This is a genomic window from Serratia sp. EWG9, from assembly GCF_019913725.1.
GTDB lineage: Bacteria > Pseudomonadota > Gammaproteobacteria > Enterobacterales > Enterobacteriaceae > Serratia > Serratia ureilytica.
Genome location: NZ_JADNRO010000012.1, coordinates 114,012 through 134,231, shown reverse-complemented (window position 1 = coordinate 134,231; position 20,220 = coordinate 114,012). Strand labels below are relative to the sequence as shown.

Genomic DNA, 20,220 nt, shown 5'->3' with positions numbered 1-20,220 from the left:
GGCGTTTTTTATTATTTAATCAATCAGTTAATCGAATCGCTTTTCGGGGCGTTATTGAATGCTTAACGAAAATCTGACGAATGCTTATTTTTATAGGAATTTTCGCAATGAATTAATAAGCGAATAAAAAATTTAACGGGAGGTGAGTAATAATATTTTTGCCAGACGGTTAACTTCGCCTTTTGTCGGACTTGCTCAATAAAAAAAGCACGCTGTCGGCGTGCTTTGGGTCGATAAGGCCGCGCTTATTGCGGATAAGGCACCCAATCGCCGCCGTTCAGGCGAATGTAAGGTTTCCCCTGATATTGCATCACGATGGCGTTGTCGTTTTCGGAGATGACCGGCGTCTGCGGCAGCCCTTGCGTCAGCGCCTGCCAGTCGACGCTGGACTCGCTGAAGACTTTGCCGTCCACCAGACGTGATACCAGCTCCGACAGCGCCAGATAGCTGCTCGGCGTTTTGATCTGCAGCGGGCTGCCCTGATGCGGCGCCTTCATGCCGATCAGTTTGATGCCGACCGGCGTATGGGTGATGTTCGGGCTGGGGATATCGCGCAGGCCGGACATTTGCATCTTGTCACCCACCAACGCCGCGCCGTGCTCCGGCACGATCACCACCACCACTTTGCGGCCGGATTTTTCCAGCTGATCGAGGAAGGTGTTCAGCTGATCGAACAGCTTCTGCGCGCGCGGCTGATAGTCGGCGCTCTTGTTAGAGCCAACGAAGCGGTTGCCGTCGTGCAGCGGAATGACGTTGAAGAAGGTGGCGGTGCGGGCGTCTCCGGCTTTTTGCTGCTGATCCAACCAGCGGTTCAGCAATTCCAGATCGTTATAAATCGGCTCACCGTCGAACGACGTCAGCTCGTTGCCGACGCCGGCCTGCGACATCAGCGGCGCCTGCATATCCCCCTGTTCACGCAGCTCTTTCAGGAAGTTGCCGAACACCCCGGAGTGATCGAGCATCAGCTGTTCCTTGAAGCCGAGCTTCGCCAGGTTGTCGAACAGGTAACACTGCTGGTTCACCGGCTGGTACAGATCGTGATGCGAAAGCTGGCCGCAGCTGGCGCGCAGCAACCGTATGGCCGCCGGGCCGCTGTAGGCGGTGGCCGAGTTGAAGCTGTCGAACATGATATCCATCTTCGACCACAGCGGATGATTCTGCAGGTTGACCGCCTCCATATCGGCCCAGGCCAGCGAGCAGATGTTGATCACCAACAGATCGAACGGTTGGGCGTCGGCGGGCAAAGTGGCCGGGAACGCGGTGGCGCGGCCTTTTTCCCGCTCGTAGAACTGGTTCAGATAGGCCGTCAGGTTGGCGCTGGTCGGCGGCAGGCTGTCTGCCGGCGCATTATCTCCTGCCGTCGGCGCGGCCGTGGCCGGCGTGCCGGCGCCGCCGGCGGCAGCCGTGGAACTGGCGGGCAGCAGTGAGACCGCCGGCCCGGCGATGTTGACGATATTGAGCCACACCAGCGCGGCCACGGTGAACACCGTAACGCGCACCCACTGGGCGACGAACAGGTAAGCGATAAGCAACACGAAGGCGGCGCCGACCATCTGCCAGTTGATAAAGCGGCTGACCAGCTCCAGCAGGTACTGGGCGCTGAAGCCGGCCAGCTGAGAGCCCTGGCTGAGAATGCTGTTGATGCCCGGCAGCCAGGTATCGTGGTAGAACAACGCGATGCCGATCGGGATGGCGAGGTAATGGCGCCAGCGGTGCAGCCGCGGCGAGGGGATCGGCATCAGCAGATAGGCCATGAACACCAGGTTCGGCAGCGCGTGGAAATTCAGGTAGCCGAACCACAGCAGGGCGAATTTCGCCAGAAAGTAGAGGTTCCAGCCACCCAGCCCGCGCCAGTAGCGCCACAGAGCGTTATCGGATTGCGTATTTGAGTTTGGATTCATGGCTGCTTCTTATGACGTTTAATCTGGGAGGATGAGCCTGTGCGCACCCATAAACCGGCGGATTTCAAATAGCGCGGCGATAACAACAGGTTTTGCCAGTATTGACGCAAATGCGGAAAACGCCGGTGAAAGGCGTAGCCCAGCGGAATGAAGACCAGCGCGCACAGCAAGATCAGTTGCAGGATGTCGTTAAGGTTCAGCATGCTTTTCCTCCTGCGGGCCAAGCGGCAGCGTGAAAGCGATCGGCTGGCGGCGTTCTGCGGGCTCTGCGGCCGTCACCACGGGGGGCGGCGGCGCGACGCCCGCGGCTCCGGTGGCGGTAAGCTGCCAGCGCCCCTGAGCCATGCGTTTGATTTCCGAAATGATATCGACATCCTGGTGCCACACCACCCGGTTGCTGAAGGCTTCATCCACCGGCAGGCGGAAGATGAACTTCAGCGCGGTGTTCAGATCGTTGATGCGGCAGGTGGAGAGGAACAGCACCAGGCGCCCCTGCACCACGGTCATCACGTCGCCGAAACGCCGCAGGTGGCACAGGGTCATCGCCTGTTCGGCGCGCAGGCCGGTGGCCGGGCGCAACGCCACCATCACGCCTTTGCCGTCCTCGGGCAGCAAGGTGTTGGCCATCAGCGAAAGCACCGCCTGGCTAAACGGTTCCGGCCGCATGTAGCCTTTCAGCTGCAGCGGACGCAGCCCGGCCAGCAGCGCATCGATGTCGGCGGGCACGTGACGTGAGAAGCGCTGCCCCTGGATGCCTTCAAGCATGGTCAGAAAACGCGACAGCGGCGCGACGTGCGGCACGATCAGGTTGGCGCCGCAGGCCAGCAGCAGCCGTTCGTCGCTGTAGCGCAGGCTGGCGCTCATCTCGCGCACCGCGATTTTCAGGCCGTTGCCGCGGCTGCGGCGCAGGGTGTGGATTTGGTGCGCCAGATGATCGATTTGGTCGCTTTGATACAACGCGAAAATCAACGTCGCCGAGAGTCTCAGCATGCCGTGCTGCGCCAGTTCGTCGTTGCTCTCCAACAGCTGCCAGTTGGCGGACAGCGGCGGTGCGCCTTCCAGGATGCTGCGCTCGGCCAGATACTGGCCTTCGTCGCTGCGCAAGGCGGTGGGGGAGGGTTGGCTATTTTCCTCCTCGCCCTGCCAACCGCCTTCCGCCGCATACAGCGTCAGCAGCTGATTGGCGTTGATGCCGTTTTCGGTGCTCCACCAGTTCACCAGGTATTGCGCGCTGTCCTGCTGCCATTGCAGGCTGGACAGGCCGTTCAGGATGCGGTGCTGTGTGCTGAGCTGCCCTTTGAGCTTATTGATGCCGCCGCCGTGGCTGAGGATCAATAGCGTACACCCCTGCCGCCGCAGCCAGGCGGCGAGGGTGCGCGTCCATTCGCGCAGTTCTTCGGTGGTGAAGGTTTGCCACAGGCTGGCGTGGGCCAGCAGGATAAGTAAGCGATTTTGCGGCCGCAGGGCGCGCATCAGATCGTCGCTCAACTGCGCCAGCGCGGCTTTTTTCTCCGGTAGTTGATACAGCGGCAGCTTCTGCAAAGCGGGCGCAGCCAGCTCGGCCAGCAGGCGATCGGGTTTGTCCCCGCTGCAGATCAGGGCGAGCTTGCGGGTGGCCGGCTGGGCGGCGATGGCCTGGCGACACAACAGCGCGGCGTCGCTTTGCCTGTCGATATTGATCCAATAAAGCCCGGGGGCCTGCATCACCGACAGCTCTTCCCAAATCTGCCGAATGCCTAGAGAAAAAGAGTGCGCCATAGGATGTGTTCTACTTTCGTTGAAAGCCGACTAAAGGCGTTTATATTTAAAGATAGCCATTTTTACGCTGGCAATAACAAATCTCCGATGCTCTTCAATAATATTTGTTGAGAATCATCTTATTGCCTGTCTCTTTTTGTATCGTTGCTATAGTTAATTAACATAGCCTATTTTCGCCAAGGCGGAAGAATGAATAACGCACCCAGCCATTTTCGTGCAGCGGCGCCGGAGGAGAGCCAGGATGACCTGCAGGCGCTCAGCCAGGCTTTTTCATTACCAAAATTAAGCTATGTCGATATTTCGCGGCAGGAGCGGTTAACGCAAATGATGACGCGCTGGCCGCTGCTGGCCGAATTGGCGCAAAACGCGGGGAGCCACTGATCTATGCCGGCGATCGCGCTGCAAGGGTTGCGGGGTGGAATGGGGACGACGTCAGTCACGGCGGCGCTCGCCTGGGCGTTGCGCCAGCTTGGCGAGTCGGTGCTGGCGATAGACTTTACGCCGGACAATCTGCTGCGCCTGCATTTCAACACGCCGTTCGAACTGGCGCGCGGCTGGGCACGCGCGGAACAGGACGGCGGCGGTTGGCGAGAAGGCGCGCTGCGTTATTGCGAAAACCTCGACTTTTTACCGTTTGGCCGCCTGAATGCGGCGGAACGGCTGGAAGTGCAACATCGGTGTCAGGCGCATCCCGATCGCTGGCGCGATGATTTGCGTCAGCTGATGGCCGGCGATCCGCAGCGCTGGATCCTGCTGGACGTCCCGGTCGGGGACGGCGTTTTGGCGCAGCAGGCATTGCAACTGGCCGACAGTGTGTTCGTGCTGTTGAACCCCGACGCCAACTGCCAGGTGCGGCTCCATCAGCAGGCGCTGCCGCACGCAAGTCATTTCCTGATTAACCATTACTCTTCGGCCAGCCGGCTGCAGCAGGATTTGCATCAGCTGTGGCTGCAAACGCTGAGCGGCCTGTTGCCGGTGGTTATCCACCGTGATGAAGCGATGGCGGAAGCGCTGGCGGCCAAACAGCCGCTGGGCGAGTACCGCCCCGAGAGCCTGGCGGCGGATGAAGTGCTGACGCTGGCCAACTGGTGCCTGATCAACCTCAAACGGGGCATTGCGCCATGAGTCGGGTGCTGAGCCTGCTGCTGGTGCCGCCGGTGCGCCAGGCGGTGCAGGCGCGCTACCGCGCCTATCGCCGCAGCGGGGCGTCGGCGCTGACAGCCTTTTTCACTACGCTGTTGGTGGCGCTGGGGTGGATGCTGCTGCGTTTGGAGTCACCGGCCTGGCGGCGCGTGCGCGCCGGCCGCGCTTACTGGTTCCCGCATCTGTCCGCCGAACGCCCCCGCCCGGCGGATGCACTGCGCTATTTGCTGCAGGGGGCGTGGCTGCTGCTGTTCCGCAGCGGCCGCGCGCCGGTGCAGCGCGATTATTTCGCCGGTTGGCGGCGGCTGCAGCAGCGCTATGCCGACTGGCTGCAGGGCTTGCCGCAGCGGCTGAAAAACGCCGGCGTGGAACAGCGCTCGGTAGAGCGACTCGGCCGCATGAACCGCGGATTGCGGCGCGCGCTGTTCATTCTGGTCGGCGTGCTGGCGGCGATCCTCGCCATGCTGTGCATCTCGCAACCGTTCGATCTGTCGGCGCAGTTCGTGTTCGTTCTGCTGCTGTGGGGGATCGCGATGGTGGTGCGCCGGGTGCCGGGGCGCTTGCCTGCGTTGATGCTGATCGTGCTGTCGTTGACCGTCTCCTGCCGTTACCTGTGGTGGCGCTATACCGCCACGCTGAACTGGGACGATCCGCTCAGCCTGGTATGCGGCCTGCTGTTGCTGGTGGCGGAAACTTACGCCTGGGTGGTGTTGGTGCTGGGCTATTTCCAGACTATCTGGCCGCTTAACCGCCAGCCGGTGCCGTTGCCCGAAGACAGCGCCACCTGGCCGACCATCGATCTGATGGTGCCGACCTACAACGAAGACCTCGGGGTGGTGAAGCCCACCATCTATGCGGCGCTGGGCATCGACTGGCCGAAAGAGAAAGTGAACATCTATATCCTTGATGACGGCAATCGCCCCGAGTTCCGGGCGTTCGCCGCCGAGGTGGGAGTGAAGTACATCGCCAGGCCGACTCACGAACACGCCAAGGCCGGCAACATCAACAACGCGCTGAAGCAGGCCACCGGCGAGTTCGTGGCGATTTTCGACTGCGACCATGTCCCGACGCGCTCCTTCCTGCAGCTGACCATGGGGTGGTTCTTCAAAGACAAAAAGCTGGCGATGCTGCAGACCCCGCACCACTTCTTCTCGCCGGATCCCTTCGAGCGCAACCTTGGCCGCTTCCGTCAGACGCCCAACGAGGGCACTTTGTTCTACGGGCTGGTGCAGGACGGCAACGACATGTGGGACGCCACCTTCTTCTGCGGCTCTTGCGCCATCCTGCGCCGCAGCGCGCTGGACGAAATCGGCGGCATCGCGGTGGAAACCGTCACCGAAGACGCCCATACCTCGCTGCGTTTGCACCGGCGTGGGCATACCTCGGCCTATATCCGCATTCCGCAGGCCGCCGGGCTGGCGACCGAAAGCCTGTCGGCGCACATCGGCCAGCGCATTCGCTGGGCGCGCGGCATGGTGCAGATCTTCCGGCTCGACAACCCGTTGCTGGGCAAGGGGCTGAAACTGGCGCAGCGCCTGTGCTACGCCAACGCCATGCTGCACTTCCTGTCGGGCATCCCGCGGCTGATCTTCCTCACCGCGCCGCTGGCGTTTTTGCTGTTGCATGCCTACATCATCTTCGCGCCGGCGCTGGCGATCGCGCTTTACGTGCTGCCGCACATGATCCACGCCAGCCTGACCAACTCGCGCATCCAGGGGAAATACCGCCATTCGTTCTGGAGCGAAATCTATGAAACGGTGTTGGCCTGGTATATCGCGCGGCCGACGACGGTGGCGCTGTTCAATCCGCACAAGGGCAAATTCAACGTGACCGCCAAGGGCGGGCTGGTGGAGGAGGAGCACGTCGACTGGGTGATCACCCGGCCTTACATGTTCCTGGTGGTTCTTAACCTCGCCGGGCTGGCGTTCGGCGCCTGGCGGCTGGCCTATGGCCCGACGGACGAGGTGATGACGGTGATCATCAGCCTGGTGTGGGTGCTGTACAACATGACCATTCTCGGCGGCGCGGTGGCGGTGGCGGTGGAAGCCAAACAGGTGCGTCAGGCGCACCGCGTGGAGATCGCCATGCCGGCGGCGATCGCGCGTGCCGACGGCCACCTCTACCCCTGCACGCTGCGCGATTACTCCGATGGCGGCGTGGGCATCGAGATGCGGGTGGCGGACACGTTGAAAGAGGGCGACAAGGCCTCGCTGCTGCTCAAACGCGGCCAGCAGGAGTACAGCTTCCCCTGCGTGGTGACGCGCGCCTTCGGCAACAAGGTGGGGGTGCGTCTGGTCAGTCTTTCCACCCGCGAACACATCGATTTTATTCAGTGCACCTTCGCCCGCGCCGATACCTGGGCGCTGTGGCAGGACGGGTTCCCTGAAGACCGGCCGATCGAAAGCCTGCGCGACGTGCTGGCGCTGGGCTTCCGCGGCTATGTGCGCATGGCGGACTACGCGCCGCCGCTGGTACGCGGTCTGCTGGTCGGGGTCACGTCGCTGACCGCCTGGGTAGTGTCGTTTATTCCGCGCGGCGTCGGCAGGGATCCGACCTTGGGTCAACAAGAAACCGTGGGTTAGCTGCGAGTTCAACCGCCCGCTCACTCGCCCGGTGAACAGGCTCCAACATTGATGATGATACGATGACGAGAAAAATAACCTGGTTAACTGCTCTGGCCTTAGGCATCAGCACCCTGTCGCAGGCCGAAACCGCCACCGCGCCGACCGTGGCGGCCCAGCCGCCGATCGCTGCGGCGGCCGATACGGCGACCGCGCCACCGCCGGCCGCCGCGCCGCAGGATCCGAATGCGCCGGTGCGCGACGTGTCGCTGCCGTTTGCGCAGATAGCGCCGCCGCCGGGCACCTTTGTTCTGCGCGGCACCCGGCCGGACGGGCAGATCGAATTCGGCGTGCGCAGCGATGAGGTGGTCTCGCAGGCGATGCTCGACCTGGAATTTACGCCGTCGCCGGCGTTGATCCCGGTCGAGTCGCACGTCAAGGTCTACCTGAACGACGAGCTGATGGGCGTGACCACGATCGCCAAGGAGCAGTTGGGCAAGCCCAATCGCATCCAGATGGCGATCGATCCGCGCTATATCACCGATTTTAACCGCGTCCGGCTGGTGTTCGTCGGCCATTATCAGAACATCTGCGAAAACCCGGCCAGCACCTCGCTGTGGCTCGACGTCAGCAAATCCAGCGCGCTGAAGCTGCGCTTCCAGACGCTGCCGGTGAAAAACGAGCTGTCGCACTTCCCTGAGCCGTTCTTCGACAGCCGCGATAATCGGCCGCTGACGCTGCCGATGGTGTTCGCCGGCCAGCCGGATCTGGCCCAGCAGCGCGCGGCGGGCATTCTGGCCTCGTGGTTCGGCAGCAAGGCGCAGTGGCGCGGGCAATCCTTCCCGACGCTGTATAACGCGCTGCCGACGCAGCACGCGGTGGTGTTCGCCACCAATAAGCAGCGCCCGGATTTCCTGCGCGATTACCCGGCGGTCAACGGCCCGACGGTGGAGATGATCAGCCACCCCGATAATCCCTACGTCAAACTGCTGCTGATTCAGGGGCGTGACGACAACGATTTGATCACCGCGGTGAAAGGCATTGCGCAGGGCGACATTCTGTTCCGCGGCCAGAACGTGACGGTGGACAAGGTGGAACAGCTGGCGCCGCGTCAGCCTTACGACGCGCCGAACTGGGTGCGCACCGATCGGCCGATGACCTTCGCCGAACTGCAGCAATACGCCGAACAGCTGCAAACCAGCGGCATCGAGCCCGGCCCGATTTCATTGACCATGAACCTGCCGCCGGATCTGTTCCTGATCCGCAGCACCGGCATCGACATGCACCTCAAGTACCGTTATACCGCGCCGCGCATTCAGGACGGTTCGCGGCTGAGCGTCAGCCTGAACAACCAGTTCGTGCAGGCCTACTCGCTGGTGCCGGAACACGAACAGGGGGCGCAGCTGCTGCGCCTGCCGTTGACGCAGGGGCTGCTCGACTCCGACAAGAACGTCAGTATCCCGGCGCTGCGGCTGGGTGCCACCAACCAGCTGCGCTTTGACTTTGACTACACCACGCTGCTGGCCAGCGGCGCGGAAGGGCGCTGCGAAACCTACTCCTTCACGCCAAACCACGCGGTGATCGACGGCGCGTCCACCATCGATTTCTCCGGCTACCGCCACTTTATGGCGATGCCGGACCTGCGCGCCTTCGCCAACGCCGGCTTCCCGTTCAGCCGCCTGGCGGATCTTTCACAAACGCTGGTGTTGGTGAACCAGAAACCGCAGCCGGCACAGGTCAGTGCGCTGCTGAACGCGCTCGGCGTGATCGGCGCGCAAACCGGCTACCCGGCGCTGGCCTTCACGCTGAGCGACGACTGGTCGCAGGCCAAGGATCGTGACGACGATATCCTGATGGTCGGCACCATTCCGCAGGCGCTGCGCGACGACAAGAAAATCAGCCTGCTGGTGGACGCGACCCAAAGCTGGGTGAAACAGCCGACGCGCCAACCGCCGCTGCCCAGCTCGGAAGTGCTGGCGGAGGACGCCAAGCCGGACAGCAAGACCACCGTCAGTTCCGAGGGGGCGATGTCGGCGATCATTGGCGTGCAGTCGCCGTTCAACGACCAGCGCAGCATCGTGGCGCTGTTGGCGGACAGCCCGCGCGGCTATGAGCTGCTGAACAATGCCCTGCTGGACAGCGGCAAGCGCGCCGCGGTGTTCGGCTCGGTGGCGGTGATCCGCGAATCGGGGGTCAACAGCCTGCGCGTCGGCGATGTTTACTATGTCGGTCACCTGCCTTGGTGGGAGCGGCTTTGGTATGCCCTCTCCACGCATCCGGTCCTGCTGGCGGTGCTCGCGGTGGTGCTGGTAGTGATCCTGGGGTTGATGCTGTGGCGCGGCCTGAAGGCCTTCAGCCGGCGGCGTCTGGCGCCTGAAGATCGGGATTGACGGCGGTGAACGCGATGCTGCAACGCCTGTCGCTCGGCATGCTGCTGCTGTGCGCTTTCAGCGTGACGGCGGCCTGCGAATGGCCGGGTTGGCAACAGTACAAGCAGTTCTACATCAGCCCGCAGGGGCGGGTGATCGATCCGAGCAGCCCGAACAAAATCACCACGTCGGAGGGGCAGAGTTACGGCCTGTTCTTCGCCCTGGTGGCCAATGACCGGCCGACCTTCGACCAGCTGTTGACCTGGACGGAGAACAACCTGGCGGCGGGCGATCTCAGCGCCCGTTTACCCGCCTGGCTGTGGGGCGAGGGCGACGACAAGCAGTGGAAGGTGCTGGACGCCAACTCGGCGTCGGACGCCGATCTGTGGATCGCTTATAACCTGCTCGAAGCCGGCCGCCTGTGGAAAAGCCGGCGTTATCAAACCCTGGGGACGCTGCTGTTGCAGCGCATCGGCCGCGAGGAAGTGGCCGACATCCCCGGCCTGGGGCTGATGCTGCTGCCGGGCAAAGTCGGGTTCGTGGCGGAAGATCGCTGGCGGCTGAACCCCAGCTACCTGCCGCCGCAGCTGTTGACGCGTTTTGCGGCGCTGAACGGCCCGTGGCGCGCGATGCGCGAGATCAATCAGCGGCTGTGGTTGGAGACCGCGCCGCACGGCTTCTCGCCGGACTGGGTGGTATGGCGGGTCGGCGCCGGCTGGCAGCCGGACACCGTCAAGCCGAACGTCGGCAGCTACGACGCCATTCGGGTCTATCTGTGGGCCGGCATGCTGGCGGACGACGATGAACACAAGGCGGCGCTGCTCAAACGCTTCCAGCCGATGGCGCAGCTCACCGCCAGCCAGGGCGTGCCGCCGGAGAAAACCGATACCGCCAGCGGCAAAACCACCGGCGACGGCCCGGTCGGCTTTTCCGCCGCGATGTTGCCGATGTTGGCGGCGCAGGCCGACGCGCTGGCGGCCCAGCGGCAACGGATCGGCGAACACCCGCCGGGTGACGACGCCTATTTCAGCGCCTCGCTGACGCTGTTCGGCCAGGGGTGGGATCAACAACGTTATCGCTTTAATCGTCAGGGTGAACTGCAACCCTCGTGGGACGGCCAATGCACAACTTCAAAATAAACTGGCTGAATTTGATTCCGCTGAGTCTGGCGATGCTGCCGCAGGCGCGCGCTGCGGAGGCCGTGGCGCCGGAGCAGTGGCTGCTGGAGCAGGTGCGCATTGGCGAGGCCGGCAACAAGGACGATCTGGTGCGCCAATCGCTGTACCGGCTCGAACTGATGGATCCGAACAACCCGGACGTGATCGCCGCGCGCATGCGTTTGGCGCTGCGGCAGGGCAACATGGCGCTGGCGCAGCAGCAGTTGGACAAGCTGAAAACGCTCGCGCCGCAGTCCAGCGCTTATCGCCAGGCGCAAATGAACATGCTGCTGACCCAGCCGGAAACCCGGCAAAAGCTGCAGCAGGCGCGCCTGATGGCGACCGCCGGCCGGTTGCCGGAGGCCAAGGCGCAGTACGATGCGCTGTTCCACGGCGAGCCGCCGACGCTCGATCTGGCGGTGGAATACTGGCGGCTGGTGGCGCGCTTGCCGGGACAGGAGGCGAAGGCGTTAAAGCAGCTGCAGGCGCTGGATCAGCAATATTCCGGCAACGCGGCGCTGCGCATGTCGCTGGCGCGCATGCTGTTCAGCCAGAATCAGGACGCGCAGGCCTATGAACTGCTGCAGAAGATCGCCGCCGATCCGGCCGGGCGCGGCGATGCCGCCGATCTGTGGCTGGACAAGGTCAAAGCGATGCCGGTCAGCGCGCAGAGCGTAGCGGCGCTCAACCGTTTCCTCGGCGTGTTCGACACCGGCGATCAGGCGACCAGCGCCCGTGAAGAGCTGGCCAGACAGCAGAAACTGTTGGCCGATCCGGCTTATCAGGCGCGGGTGCGCGGCCTGGCGCAGGTGGATAAAGGCGGCAGCCGGGCGGCCATTCCTGAGTTGCAAAAGGCGTTGGCGGCGACGCCGAACGACGCCGAGGTACTGGGCGCGCTCGGCCAGGCCTATTCACGCGCCGGTGACCGCCCGCAGGCGCTGAAGCTGTTTCGCCAGGCGCTGGCGGCCGACAAGAATGGCTACGGCAGCGGCAAATGGCAGAGCCTGATCAAGAGCACCGGCTACTGGCTGGCGATCGACGAGGGCGACAAAGCGCTCAAGGCCGGCAATCTCGCGCTGGCACGGCAGAAATATCAGCAGGCGCGCCAGCTCGACGACAGCAACGGCGACGCGTTTCTCGGCCTGGGCGATGTGGCGGTGGCGAGCAAGGATGACGCCGCGGCGGAAGGGTTTTATCAACAGGCGCTGCGGCGCGATCCCGGCAACGGCAGCGCGCTGCGCGGCCTGGTGAATATCTATCAGCGCCAGTCGCCGGAAAAAGCGCTGGCCTACCTTGACGGCCTGCCGCGCAGCCAGCAGGCCAAGCTGCGCAGCACTCTCGATGGGCTGCGGCTCGACAGGCTGAAACAGCAGGCGGAGACGCTGGCGCAGCAGCAACAGTGGCAGCAGGCGGCGGAAATCTATCGGCGCGCCCAGCCGATGGCGCCCGACGATGTCTGGCTGACCTATCGCTATGCCCAGGCGCTGCGTCAGGCCGGGCAGCCGCAACAGGCGGACGCCTTATTCCGGCAGCTGGCGCAGCGCCAGCACGCCAATCCGCAGCTGACCTACGCCTATGCGCTCTATCTTTCCGGCAGCGATCGCGACCGTCAGGCGCTGGCGCAGCTCAATACGCTGCCGGCGGCGCAGTGGAACGACAATATGCGCGAACTGGCGCAGCGGCTGAAAATGCAGGCGACGATCGCACATGCCGAAGGGCTGCGGGCGGCCGGTGACGAACCGGCGGCGGAAGCCTATCTGCGCCGGCAGCCGGCGGACACGCGCATCGATTTGCTGCTCGCCGACTGGGCGCTGGCGCGCGGGGAGTATGCGGCGGCGCTGGACGACTATCAGCGGGTGAAACGCCGTGAACCGAACAATCCGGATGCGCAGCTGGGCGAGATCGAAGCCTATGTGGCGCAGGGGGATCTGGACGCGGCGCGCCAGCGGCTGAAAACCGAACCGCAGCCGCAAGACGCTTCGCTCAACAGCCAACGGCGGGTCGCCAATGCCTGGGGCGCGGTGGGCGATGCGCAGCAGGCCGAGGCGCTCTTCGGCCGGCTGAAAACGGCGGCGGCTTCAGAACCCGTCGGGCAGACCAAAGCGCTGATCTACCGCGACGCCGCCCGCCTGGAGCGGGCTCAGCAACAGCCGGAGCGGGCGCAGCAGGATTACCGCCAGGCGATGGTGGCCGGCGGCATCACGCCGACGCTGCCGCAGGACAATGACCGCTACACCTATTTGACGCGCAATAATCCGGGCGACGACTGGCTGAAGCGCGGCATCCGCTCCGATGCCGCTGATTTGTATCGGCAGCAGGACGTGAACGTCACGCTCGATCACGATTACTGGCGCTCGAGCGGCACCGGCGGCATTTCCGACTTCAACGCGCACGACACCATGCTGCAGGTGGATATGCCGCTGTATGACGGGCGCGCCTTCTTGCGCACCGACACCGTGCAGCTGGATGCCGGCCGCTTCTCGACCGACGGCAGCGGCAAATACTACGAAACCTTCGGCACCTGCCACACGCAAGGGTGCCGCGGCGATGAACACCAGAAAACCACCGGCACCAGCGTGGCGGCCGGTTGGAAAAACGATCGCTGGGCCGCCGATATCGGCACGACGCCGATGGGCTTCGAGGTGGTCGACTGGAGCGGCGGCCTGGCCTACAGCGGCGACTGGAACCACATCGGCTGGACGCTGGCGGCCTCGCGGCGGCCGATCTCCAGCTCGTTGCTGGCGTTTGGCGGCGCCAAGGATCCGAATACCGGCACTACCTGGGGCGGCGTGCGCGCCACCGGCGTCAGCCTGAGCGCCAGCTACGATCGCGGCGAGGCGAACGGCGTGTGGGCCGATCTCAGCGCGCACCAGCTCACCGGCAAGAACGTGGCGGACAACCAGCGGCAGCGGTTGATGGCTGGCTATTACTACAAGGTGATCAACGAAGACAATCGCCGCCTGAGCGTTGGGCTCAATACCATGCTGTGGCACTACCAGAAAGACTTGAGCGGCTATTCGCTGGGACAGGGCGGCTATTACAGCCCGCAGCAATATCTGTCGCTGTCGCTGCCGGTCAACTATCGTCAGCGCACCGAGAACTGGTCGTGGGAGCTGGGCGGTTCGGTTTCGCTGTCGCATTCGAAAACCGACAGCCAGCGCCGTTATCCGCTGCAAGGCCTGATCCCGGATTCACTGCCCGATAAGTTCGCCGTCGAGGACGGCAGCGCCTCAAGCGGCGTCGGTTATACCCTGCGGGCGATCGTCGAACGCCGTCTCAGTTCGCACTGGACGCTCGGCGCCGGCATCGATATTCAGCAGGCGAAGAACTATACGCCGAGCCACGCGTTGATTTATCTGCGTTATTCCCTGGCCGGCTGGCAGGGGGACCTCGATTTGCCGCCGCAGCCGCTGACGCCTTATGCCGACTTCAAGTAACCGGGAGGAGAGAGATTCGGAGTGTCGGACACCGGGGAGTTTTGTTACCCTGTGTCCGGGTCGTGTTTGTTCGCTCTAGGAAAAGACTGAAACCCGCGATTTTCTTGGTTATGCCTGCGGCATAGCCAGATAAAAACAGCCGATGATCGAGTATACTCAGCCCGGTTCGAGGGGGCGGGTGAGAGTCAGCCCCCTTTTTGTTTCAGCCCGATTTTACGGAGAGCAGGTTTGCGGGTCAGGCGTTCGTTAACGATTAAGCAGATGGCGACAGTGTCCGGCGTGGCGCTGGTCACGATCTGTATCTTTATCGTGATTCAGTTGTTCCATTTTGTGCAGCAGCGCAGGGATGACTACGCCCAGCAACTGGAGAATATCGCTCACTCCGTACGCCAGCCGCTGGCGGAAGCGGTGCTGCGCATGGACGTGCCGGAAGCCAAAAAGGTGCTGAATACGCTGTTGCCGGTCGGCATTCTGAGCCGGGCGGATATCGTCTTGCCGAACGAGTTTCAGGCGCTGCACGCCAATTTCCCGCCGGAGCGGCCGGTGCCGACGCTGATCGCCCGGCTGTTTGAGCTGCCTATCCAAATTTCCGTGCCGCTCTATTCGCTGGAACGGGTGCCGGCCAACCAGCAGCCGCTGGCCTACCTGGTGCTGCAGGCCGATTCGTTCCGCATGTACCAGTTTATCCTCAGCATTTTGTCGACCATGCTGTCGACCTACCTGCTGCTGGCGCTGATCCTGTCGGTGTCCATCACCTGGTGCATGAACCGGCTGATGGTGCATCCGCTGCGCGCGATGGCCAAAGAGCTGGAAAACATCTCGCAGGACGAAGCGCCTTATCACCAGCTGATGCTGCCGGCGCTGCACCAGGACGACGAGCTCGGCCTGCTGGTGCGCAACTACAACCGCAATCAACAGACGCTGGCCAAGGCGCATGCCGACATGAGCCGCCTGAGCACCCGCCACCCGGTGACTGAACTGCCCAACCCGGCCTTGCTGAACGCGTTGCTGGAACAGCATATCGCCTCAAGCCTGCGCCCCGAGCGTTTTAACCTGCTGGTGATCGGCATCGAGACGCTGCATGAAGCGTCGGGCGTGATGAGCCCGGCGATGCGCGAGGCATTGCTGTTGGCGCTGGCGAAGAAGCTGCGCGGCTGCATCGACGAAAACGGCGTGCTGGCACAGCTGAGCAATACCGAATTCGCCATCCTGGCCAAGGGCATCGAGCGGCCGTTCCACGCCATGCAGCTGGCGCGGCGCATCATGGCGGAGATCAACGCGCCGTTGACGCTGGAAGGCCTGGCGCTGCGGCCCAACGCCAGCATCGGCATCGCCCACTACCTCAATCAGGGGGAGAGCGCGGAACAGCTGCTGCGTAGCGCCACCTCGGCGATGATGTCCGCGCATCGCGAAGGGAAAAATCAGATCCTGTTCTTCGAACCCAGCCTGACGGAGCGCACGCAGAAGCGATTGACGCAGGAGAGCGAGATCCTGCACGGCATTGAGCAGCGGCATTTCACGCTGTTCCTGCAGCCACAGATCGACATGCAGTCCAACGAGGTGATTGGCGCAGAAGCGTTGCTGCGCTGGCAGCAGTACGACGGCAGCTATACCCTGCCGGCCGACGTCATTCCGCTCGCGGAAGAGCTGGGCGTGATTGTGCCGCTCGGCAACTGGGTGCTGGAAGAGTCCTGCCGTATCCTGGCGGACTGGCAGCAGCGCGGCATTGCGCTGCCGCTGGCGGTCAACGTTTCCGGCATTCAGATGCAGGACGAGGCGTTTGTTCCGCATCTGAAAAATCTGCTGGCGCAGTATCGGATCGATCCGCGCAAGCTGCTGCTGGAGATCACCGAGACGGTACGCATCGACGATCTCGACCGCGCGCTGGCGCTGCTGCGCGAGCTGCACGATCTGGGGCTGTCGATCGCGCTGGACGACTTCGGCATGGGCTACTCCAGCCTGGAGTACCTGAACCGGTTGAAATCCCTGCCGATCGATTTGATTAAAATCGACCGCAGTTTCATTCAGGGGCTGCCGGCCGACGATGCGATGGTGCGCATCGTCAGTTCAATCTCTGAAGTGCTGGCGTTGCCGGTGATGGCCGAAGGCGTGGAAAACGCCGAGCAGCGCGACTGGCTGCTGAAGCACGGCATTCGCAGCGGGCAAGGGTTCCTGTTCGCTCGGCCGCTGCCGCGTGAAGCGTTCGAAACCGAGTTTTGCCGCGCGGCGCCGTGAGCGCCGCGTTACCTTTCCGGTACTTTTCCCCGTCCGAAAATCGCTATTCCCCTCATACCTCTTTTGCGTTAGTGCAAACAAAGGCTTACGCAATTTTCAGCTTTGCACCCGGACTGACGCGTTTCAGCTCTTAAATTCACATCAACCCTGAGGGGTGGGTGCAACAAATTATTTCCATGTTGTTAAGTGGGTGTTATTTTCCGCGCAAGCAATGAACAGGCTGGATTTTTAGACTGCCGCCTGGTGCGTGTCTTCCCCCCATAGGATGTTCATATGAAAACAACAATTTTTAAGAGCCTCTATTTTCAGGTGCTGACGGCGATCACGCTGGGTATCCTGCTTGGCCACTTCTACCCTGACCTCGGCGCCCAGATGAAACCCTTGGGCGATGGCTTCGTCAAACTGATCAAGATGATTATCGCCCCGGTGATTTTCTGCACCGTGGTGACCGGCATCGCCGGCATGGAAAGCATGAAGGCGGTGGGGCGCACCGGCGCCATCGCGCTGCTGTATTTTGAAATCGTCAGCACCCTCGCGCTGATTATCGGCCTGGTGATCGTCAACCTAGTGCAACCGGGCGCCGGCATGAACGTCGATCCCGGTACGCTGGACGCCAAAGCGGTGGCGATCTACGCCGAGCAAGCGCAGCAGCAGGGCATCATTCCGTTCCTGCTGGACATCATCCCCGGCAGCGTGATCGGCGCGTTCGCCAGCGGCAACATTCTTCAGGTGCTGCTGTTCGCGGTGCTGTTCGGCTTCGCCCTGCATCGTCTGGGCGACAAAGGGCAGCTGATCTACAACGTGATCGACAGCTTCTCGCGGGTGATTTTCGGCATCATCAACATGATCATGCGCCTGGCGCCGCTGGGGGCCTTCGGCGCCATGGCGTTTACCATCGGTAAATACGGCGTCGGCACGCTGGTGCAACTCGGCCAGCTGATCGTGTGTTTCTATATCACCTGCATTCTGTTCGTGGTGGTGGTGTTGGGCAGCATCGCCCGCGCCAACGGCTTCAGCATCTTCAAATTTGTCAACTACATCAAAGAAGAGCTGCTGATCGTGCTGGGGACCTCGTCGTCTGAATCCGCGCTGCCGCGCATGCTGGATAAAATGGAGAAGTTGGGCTGCAAGAAATCGGTGGTGGGCCTGGTGATCCCGACCGGATACTCCTTCAACCTGGACGGCACCTCTATCTATCTGACCATGGCCGCGGTGTTTATCGCGCAGGCGACCAACACCCACATGGATATCATGCATCAGATTACCCTGCTGGTGGTGTTGCTGCTCTCCTCCAAAGGGGCGGCGGGCGTGACCGGCAGCGGCTTTATCGTGTTGGCCGCCACCATCTCCGCCGTAGGCCACCTGCCGCTGGCCGGCCTGGCGCTGATCCTCGGCATCGACCGCTTTATGTCGGAAGCCCGCGCGCTGACCAACCTGGTGGGCAATGGCGTGGCGACCGTGGTCGTGGCCAAATGGTGTAATCAGCTGGATGAGAAGCAGCTGAAAGACACCCTGAACAACAAAAACGCCGGCGCGGACAAAACGCTGCCTTCCGCCTGATTTTGGCGGTAAATCACCGGTCGCATCCGCGGCCGGTGAGCTTCTTCCCCTGCCTCGTAACGATTTTTTGCATTAAAAACCCCGCAATCTATTATTTTTCACTCTAATGAGTGACATCCGCAAAGGCGCGCGGTCTAACACGATGGTACACTTTCTGCTTTCCGCCCCACCGTGAAACTCAGGGCGTATTTTTATGATTCCATTGAATGGAATACACGCATTTGCATAAGAAATTGGATAGTCATTAAGTAGGGGTTCACATGCAGGGCACCAGAATTCATCTTATAGTTGGTGGGCTGCTACTGGCGGCAGCCAGTGGCAGCGTGCAGGCTGAAGCACTACAACCCGATCCTGCCTGGCAGCAGGGGGCGCTGGCCAACGGGTTTTCATGGCAGATTCTCGATACGCCGCAGCGGCCGAGCGACCGCGTGGAACTGCGGCTGATCGTCAATACCGGCTCTTTGGTGGAGTCTTCGCAGCAGACCGGCTTTGCCCACCTGCTGCCGCGGCTGGCGTTGACGCGCAGCGAAAGCTTCACGGCGCCGCAGCTGCGGGCGCTGTGGCAGCAGAGCGTAGATAACGAGCGGCCGCTGCCGCCGGCTATCATCTCGTACGATTTCACCATGTATAACCTCAGCTTGCCGAACAACCGGCCCGATCTGCTGAAAGAAGCGCTGGCCTGGCTGGCGGACACGACCGGCAAACTGGCGATCGACGAGCACACGGTGCACGCGGTGATGAATTCCAGCATCAATCCGGTCGGCACTTTCCCACCCAATACCAAAGACGCCTGGTGGCGTTACCGCCTGAAAGGCTCGACGCTGCTGGCGCACGATCCGGCGCAGCCGGCGAAACGGCCTGTCAACCTTGAGCAGTTGAAGAAATTCTATCAGCAGTGGTACACACCGGACGCCATGACGCTGTTCGTGGTCGGCAAGGTTGACAGCCGCAGCCTGGGCGAGCAGATCAACAAGGCTTTCTCGCCGCTGCAGGGCAAACGTGAAACCCCGGCTCCGATGCCGACCCTGACGCCGCTGCCGCCGCAGCCGGTGAGCCTGATCAGCGAGCAGGTGAAGCAGGATACGCTGTCGATCATGTGGGATTCGCCGTGGCACCCGATTCGCGATTCGCAAAGCCTGCTGCGCTACTGGCGTGGCGATCTCGCCCGCGAGGCGTTGTTCTGGCACCTCCAGCAGACGCTGGAAAAAAGCGACCAGAAAAACCTGCATTTGGGCTTTGACTGCCGCGTGCAGTACCAGCGCGGGCAGTGCGCCATCCACCTGGATACGCCGAACAACAATCTGAACGGCAGCCTGGGCTTCATTGCCCGCGAACTGGCCAACGTGCGTGACAACGGCCTGTCGAAAGAGGAATTCGATGCGCTGCTGGCGCAGAAAAACGATCAGCTGAGCAAGCTGTTCGCGACCTACGCCCGTACCGACACCGACGTGCTGATGAGCCAGCGTCTGCGGTCGCAGCAGAGCGGGGTGGTGGATATCGCGCCGGAGCTGTACCAGAAGTTGCGCCAGGAGTTCCTGTCCAGCCTGACGCTGGAGACGCTGAATCAGGCGCTGAAGCTGCAGTTGTCTCAGGACGCGACGCTGGTGCTGATGCAGCCGAAGGGCGAGCCGGAAATGAGCATGAAGCAGCTGCAGGATACCTATAACGGCATCATGATGCCGCCGCCGGCGGTGGTGACGGAAGAAGCCAAACCGGCGGACACCGCAGTCGCTTCGCCGGCGACGGACGCCGCTGGCGCGCAGTAATTCGTGGCAGGGGGCTCAGGCCCCCTCAGTTGCGGTACAGCACCTTGATGATATGGTAACCGAACTGGGTTTTGACCGGGCCGTAAGGTTTGAGCAGCGGGATGCTGAACACCGCTTTATCGAACGCAGGCACCATTGCGCCTTTGTTGAATTCGCCCAGCGAGCCGCCGTTGCGTTTTGACGGGCAGCTCGAGTATTTGCGCGCCAGCGTGTCGAAGCTGACGCCGCGCTTAAGCTTGGCCAGCAGCTCGTTGGCCAGCTTTTCATTGTCTACCAGAATGTGCAGGGCGCACGCCGTTTTTGCCATGGTATTGCCTTTGTCGATGCGAAAAT

The 20,220-nt window shown here is 62.5% G+C and carries 13 protein-coding genes; 9 read left to right on the top strand and 4 right to left on the bottom strand.

Going from position 1 to position 20,220, the window contains the following annotated elements; genetic code table 11:
* Positions 1–245 precede the first annotated feature (245 nt).
* The 3 genes from bcsG to bcsE are packed head-to-tail and all read right to left on the bottom strand — an operon-like array spanning position 246 to position 3,659.
* On the bottom strand, positions 246–1,901 hold the full coding sequence (bcsG, locus tag ITX55_RS21745) for a cellulose biosynthesis protein BcsG (RefSeq protein ID WP_223085374.1): 1,656 nt from the start codon (positions 1,899–1,901) through the stop codon (positions 246–248).
* Positions 1,898–2,104 (bottom strand): cellulose biosynthesis protein BcsF, encoded by a 207-nt coding sequence (gene bcsF, locus ITX55_RS21740; RefSeq protein WP_033645228.1) that lies wholly within the window; start codon positions 2,102–2,104, stop codon positions 1,898–1,900. Before bcsF ends, bcsG begins: the two co-directional genes overlap by 4 nt.
* Positions 2,091–3,659, bottom strand: coding sequence for a cellulose biosynthesis protein BcsE (gene bcsE, locus ITX55_RS21735; protein ID WP_060660090.1), 1,569 nt, complete (start codon positions 3,657–3,659; stop codon positions 2,091–2,093). The genes bcsF and bcsE overlap by 14 nt, the downstream gene beginning before the upstream one ends.
* 189 nt (positions 3,660–3,848) lie before the next feature.
* Between bcsE and bcsR the strand changes: the two genes are divergently transcribed.
* From bcsR to ITX55_RS21690, 9 genes are all read left to right on the top strand, one after another.
* Positions 3,849–4,040, top strand: a complete 192-nt coding sequence (gene bcsR, locus ITX55_RS21730) for a cellulose biosynthesis protein BcsR (RefSeq protein ID WP_033645055.1) — start codon at positions 3,849–3,851, stop codon at positions 4,038–4,040.
* A gap of 3 nt (positions 4,041–4,043) precedes the next feature.
* Complete coding sequence (gene bcsQ, locus ITX55_RS21725) at positions 4,044–4,784, top strand: cellulose biosynthesis protein BcsQ (protein ID WP_147838398.1); 741 nt, start codon at positions 4,044–4,046, stop codon at positions 4,782–4,784.
* Positions 4,781–7,384: a UDP-forming cellulose synthase catalytic subunit gene (bcsA, locus tag ITX55_RS21720; protein WP_033645053.1), complete on the top strand. Its 2,604-nt coding sequence runs from the start codon at positions 4,781–4,783 to the stop codon at positions 7,382–7,384. The genes bcsQ and bcsA overlap by 4 nt, the downstream gene beginning before the upstream one ends.
* 62 nt (positions 7,385–7,446) lie before the next feature.
* Positions 7,447–9,753, top strand: coding sequence for a cellulose biosynthesis cyclic di-GMP-binding regulatory protein BcsB (gene bcsB / locus ITX55_RS21715; protein ID WP_223085373.1), 2,307 nt, complete (start codon positions 7,447–7,449; stop codon positions 9,751–9,753).
* 5 nt (positions 9,754–9,758) lie between these two features.
* Complete coding sequence (gene bcsZ / locus ITX55_RS21710; protein ID WP_223085377.1) at positions 9,759–10,871, top strand: cellulose synthase complex periplasmic endoglucanase BcsZ; 1,113 nt, start codon at positions 9,759–9,761, stop codon at positions 10,869–10,871.
* Positions 10,853–14,326, top strand: coding sequence for a cellulose synthase complex outer membrane protein BcsC (gene bcsC, locus ITX55_RS21705; protein ID WP_223085372.1), 3,474 nt, complete (start codon positions 10,853–10,855; stop codon positions 14,324–14,326). The genes bcsZ and bcsC overlap by 19 nt, the downstream gene beginning before the upstream one ends.
* A gap of 228 nt (positions 14,327–14,554) precedes the next feature.
* Entirely contained in the window at positions 14,555–16,561 is a 2,007-nt protein-coding gene (hmsP, locus tag ITX55_RS21700; RefSeq protein WP_042783438.1) for a biofilm formation regulator HmsP, read from the top strand.
* Positions 16,562–16,834: 273 nt separating this feature from the next.
* Positions 16,835–18,121, top strand: coding sequence for a dicarboxylate/amino acid:cation symporter (locus tag ITX55_RS21695; protein ID WP_047025966.1), 1,287 nt, complete (start codon positions 16,835–16,837; stop codon positions 18,119–18,121).
* A gap of 260 nt (positions 18,122–18,381) precedes the next feature.
* A complete protein-coding gene (locus ITX55_RS21690) occupies positions 18,382–19,887 on the top strand; it encodes a pitrilysin family protein (protein WP_108680033.1) in 1,506 nt (501 codons plus the stop codon).
* Between the two features lie 25 nt (positions 19,888–19,912).
* Here the strand turns inward: ITX55_RS21690 and ppiC are convergent, their stop codons facing one another.
* Positions 19,913–20,194 carry a peptidylprolyl isomerase PpiC gene (gene ppiC / locus ITX55_RS21685; protein WP_004934175.1) on the bottom strand — a complete coding sequence of 94 codons (282 nt, stop codon included), beginning with the start codon at positions 20,192–20,194 and terminating at the stop codon, positions 19,913–19,915.
* Positions 20,195–20,220 lie beyond the last annotated feature (26 nt).

What these genes read in the sequence shown, in the direction of transcription:
- bcsG (WP_223085374.1), bottom strand. Translation starts at nt 1,901, where the DNA reads ATGAATCCAAACTCAAATACGCAATCCGATAACGCTCTGTGGCGCTAC.
- bcsF (WP_033645228.1), bottom strand. Translation starts at nt 2,104, where the DNA reads ATGCTGAACCTTAACGACATCCTGCAACTGATCTTGCTGTGCGCGCTG.
- bcsE (WP_060660090.1), bottom strand. Translation starts at nt 3,659, where the DNA reads ATGGCGCACTCTTTTTCTCTAGGCATTCGGCAGATTTGGGAAGAGCTG.
- bcsR (WP_033645055.1), top strand. Translation starts at nt 3,849, where the DNA reads ATGAATAACGCACCCAGCCATTTTCGTGCAGCGGCGCCGGAGGAGAGC.
- bcsQ (WP_147838398.1), top strand. Translation starts at nt 4,044, where the DNA reads ATGCCGGCGATCGCGCTGCAAGGGTTGCGGGGTGGAATGGGGACGACG.
- bcsA (WP_033645053.1), top strand. Translation starts at nt 4,781, where the DNA reads ATGAGTCGGGTGCTGAGCCTGCTGCTGGTGCCGCCGGTGCGCCAGGCG.
- bcsB (WP_223085373.1), top strand. Translation starts at nt 7,447, where the DNA reads ATGACGAGAAAAATAACCTGGTTAACTGCTCTGGCCTTAGGCATCAGC.
- bcsC (WP_223085372.1), top strand. Translation starts at nt 10,853, where the DNA reads ATGCACAACTTCAAAATAAACTGGCTGAATTTGATTCCGCTGAGTCTG.
- ITX55_RS21695 (WP_047025966.1), top strand. Translation starts at nt 16,835, where the DNA reads ATGAAAACAACAATTTTTAAGAGCCTCTATTTTCAGGTGCTGACGGCG.
- ITX55_RS21690 (WP_108680033.1), top strand. Translation starts at nt 18,382, where the DNA reads ATGCAGGGCACCAGAATTCATCTTATAGTTGGTGGGCTGCTACTGGCG.
- ppiC (WP_004934175.1), bottom strand. Translation starts at nt 20,194, where the DNA reads ATGGCAAAAACGGCGTGCGCCCTGCACATTCTGGTAGACAATGAAAAG.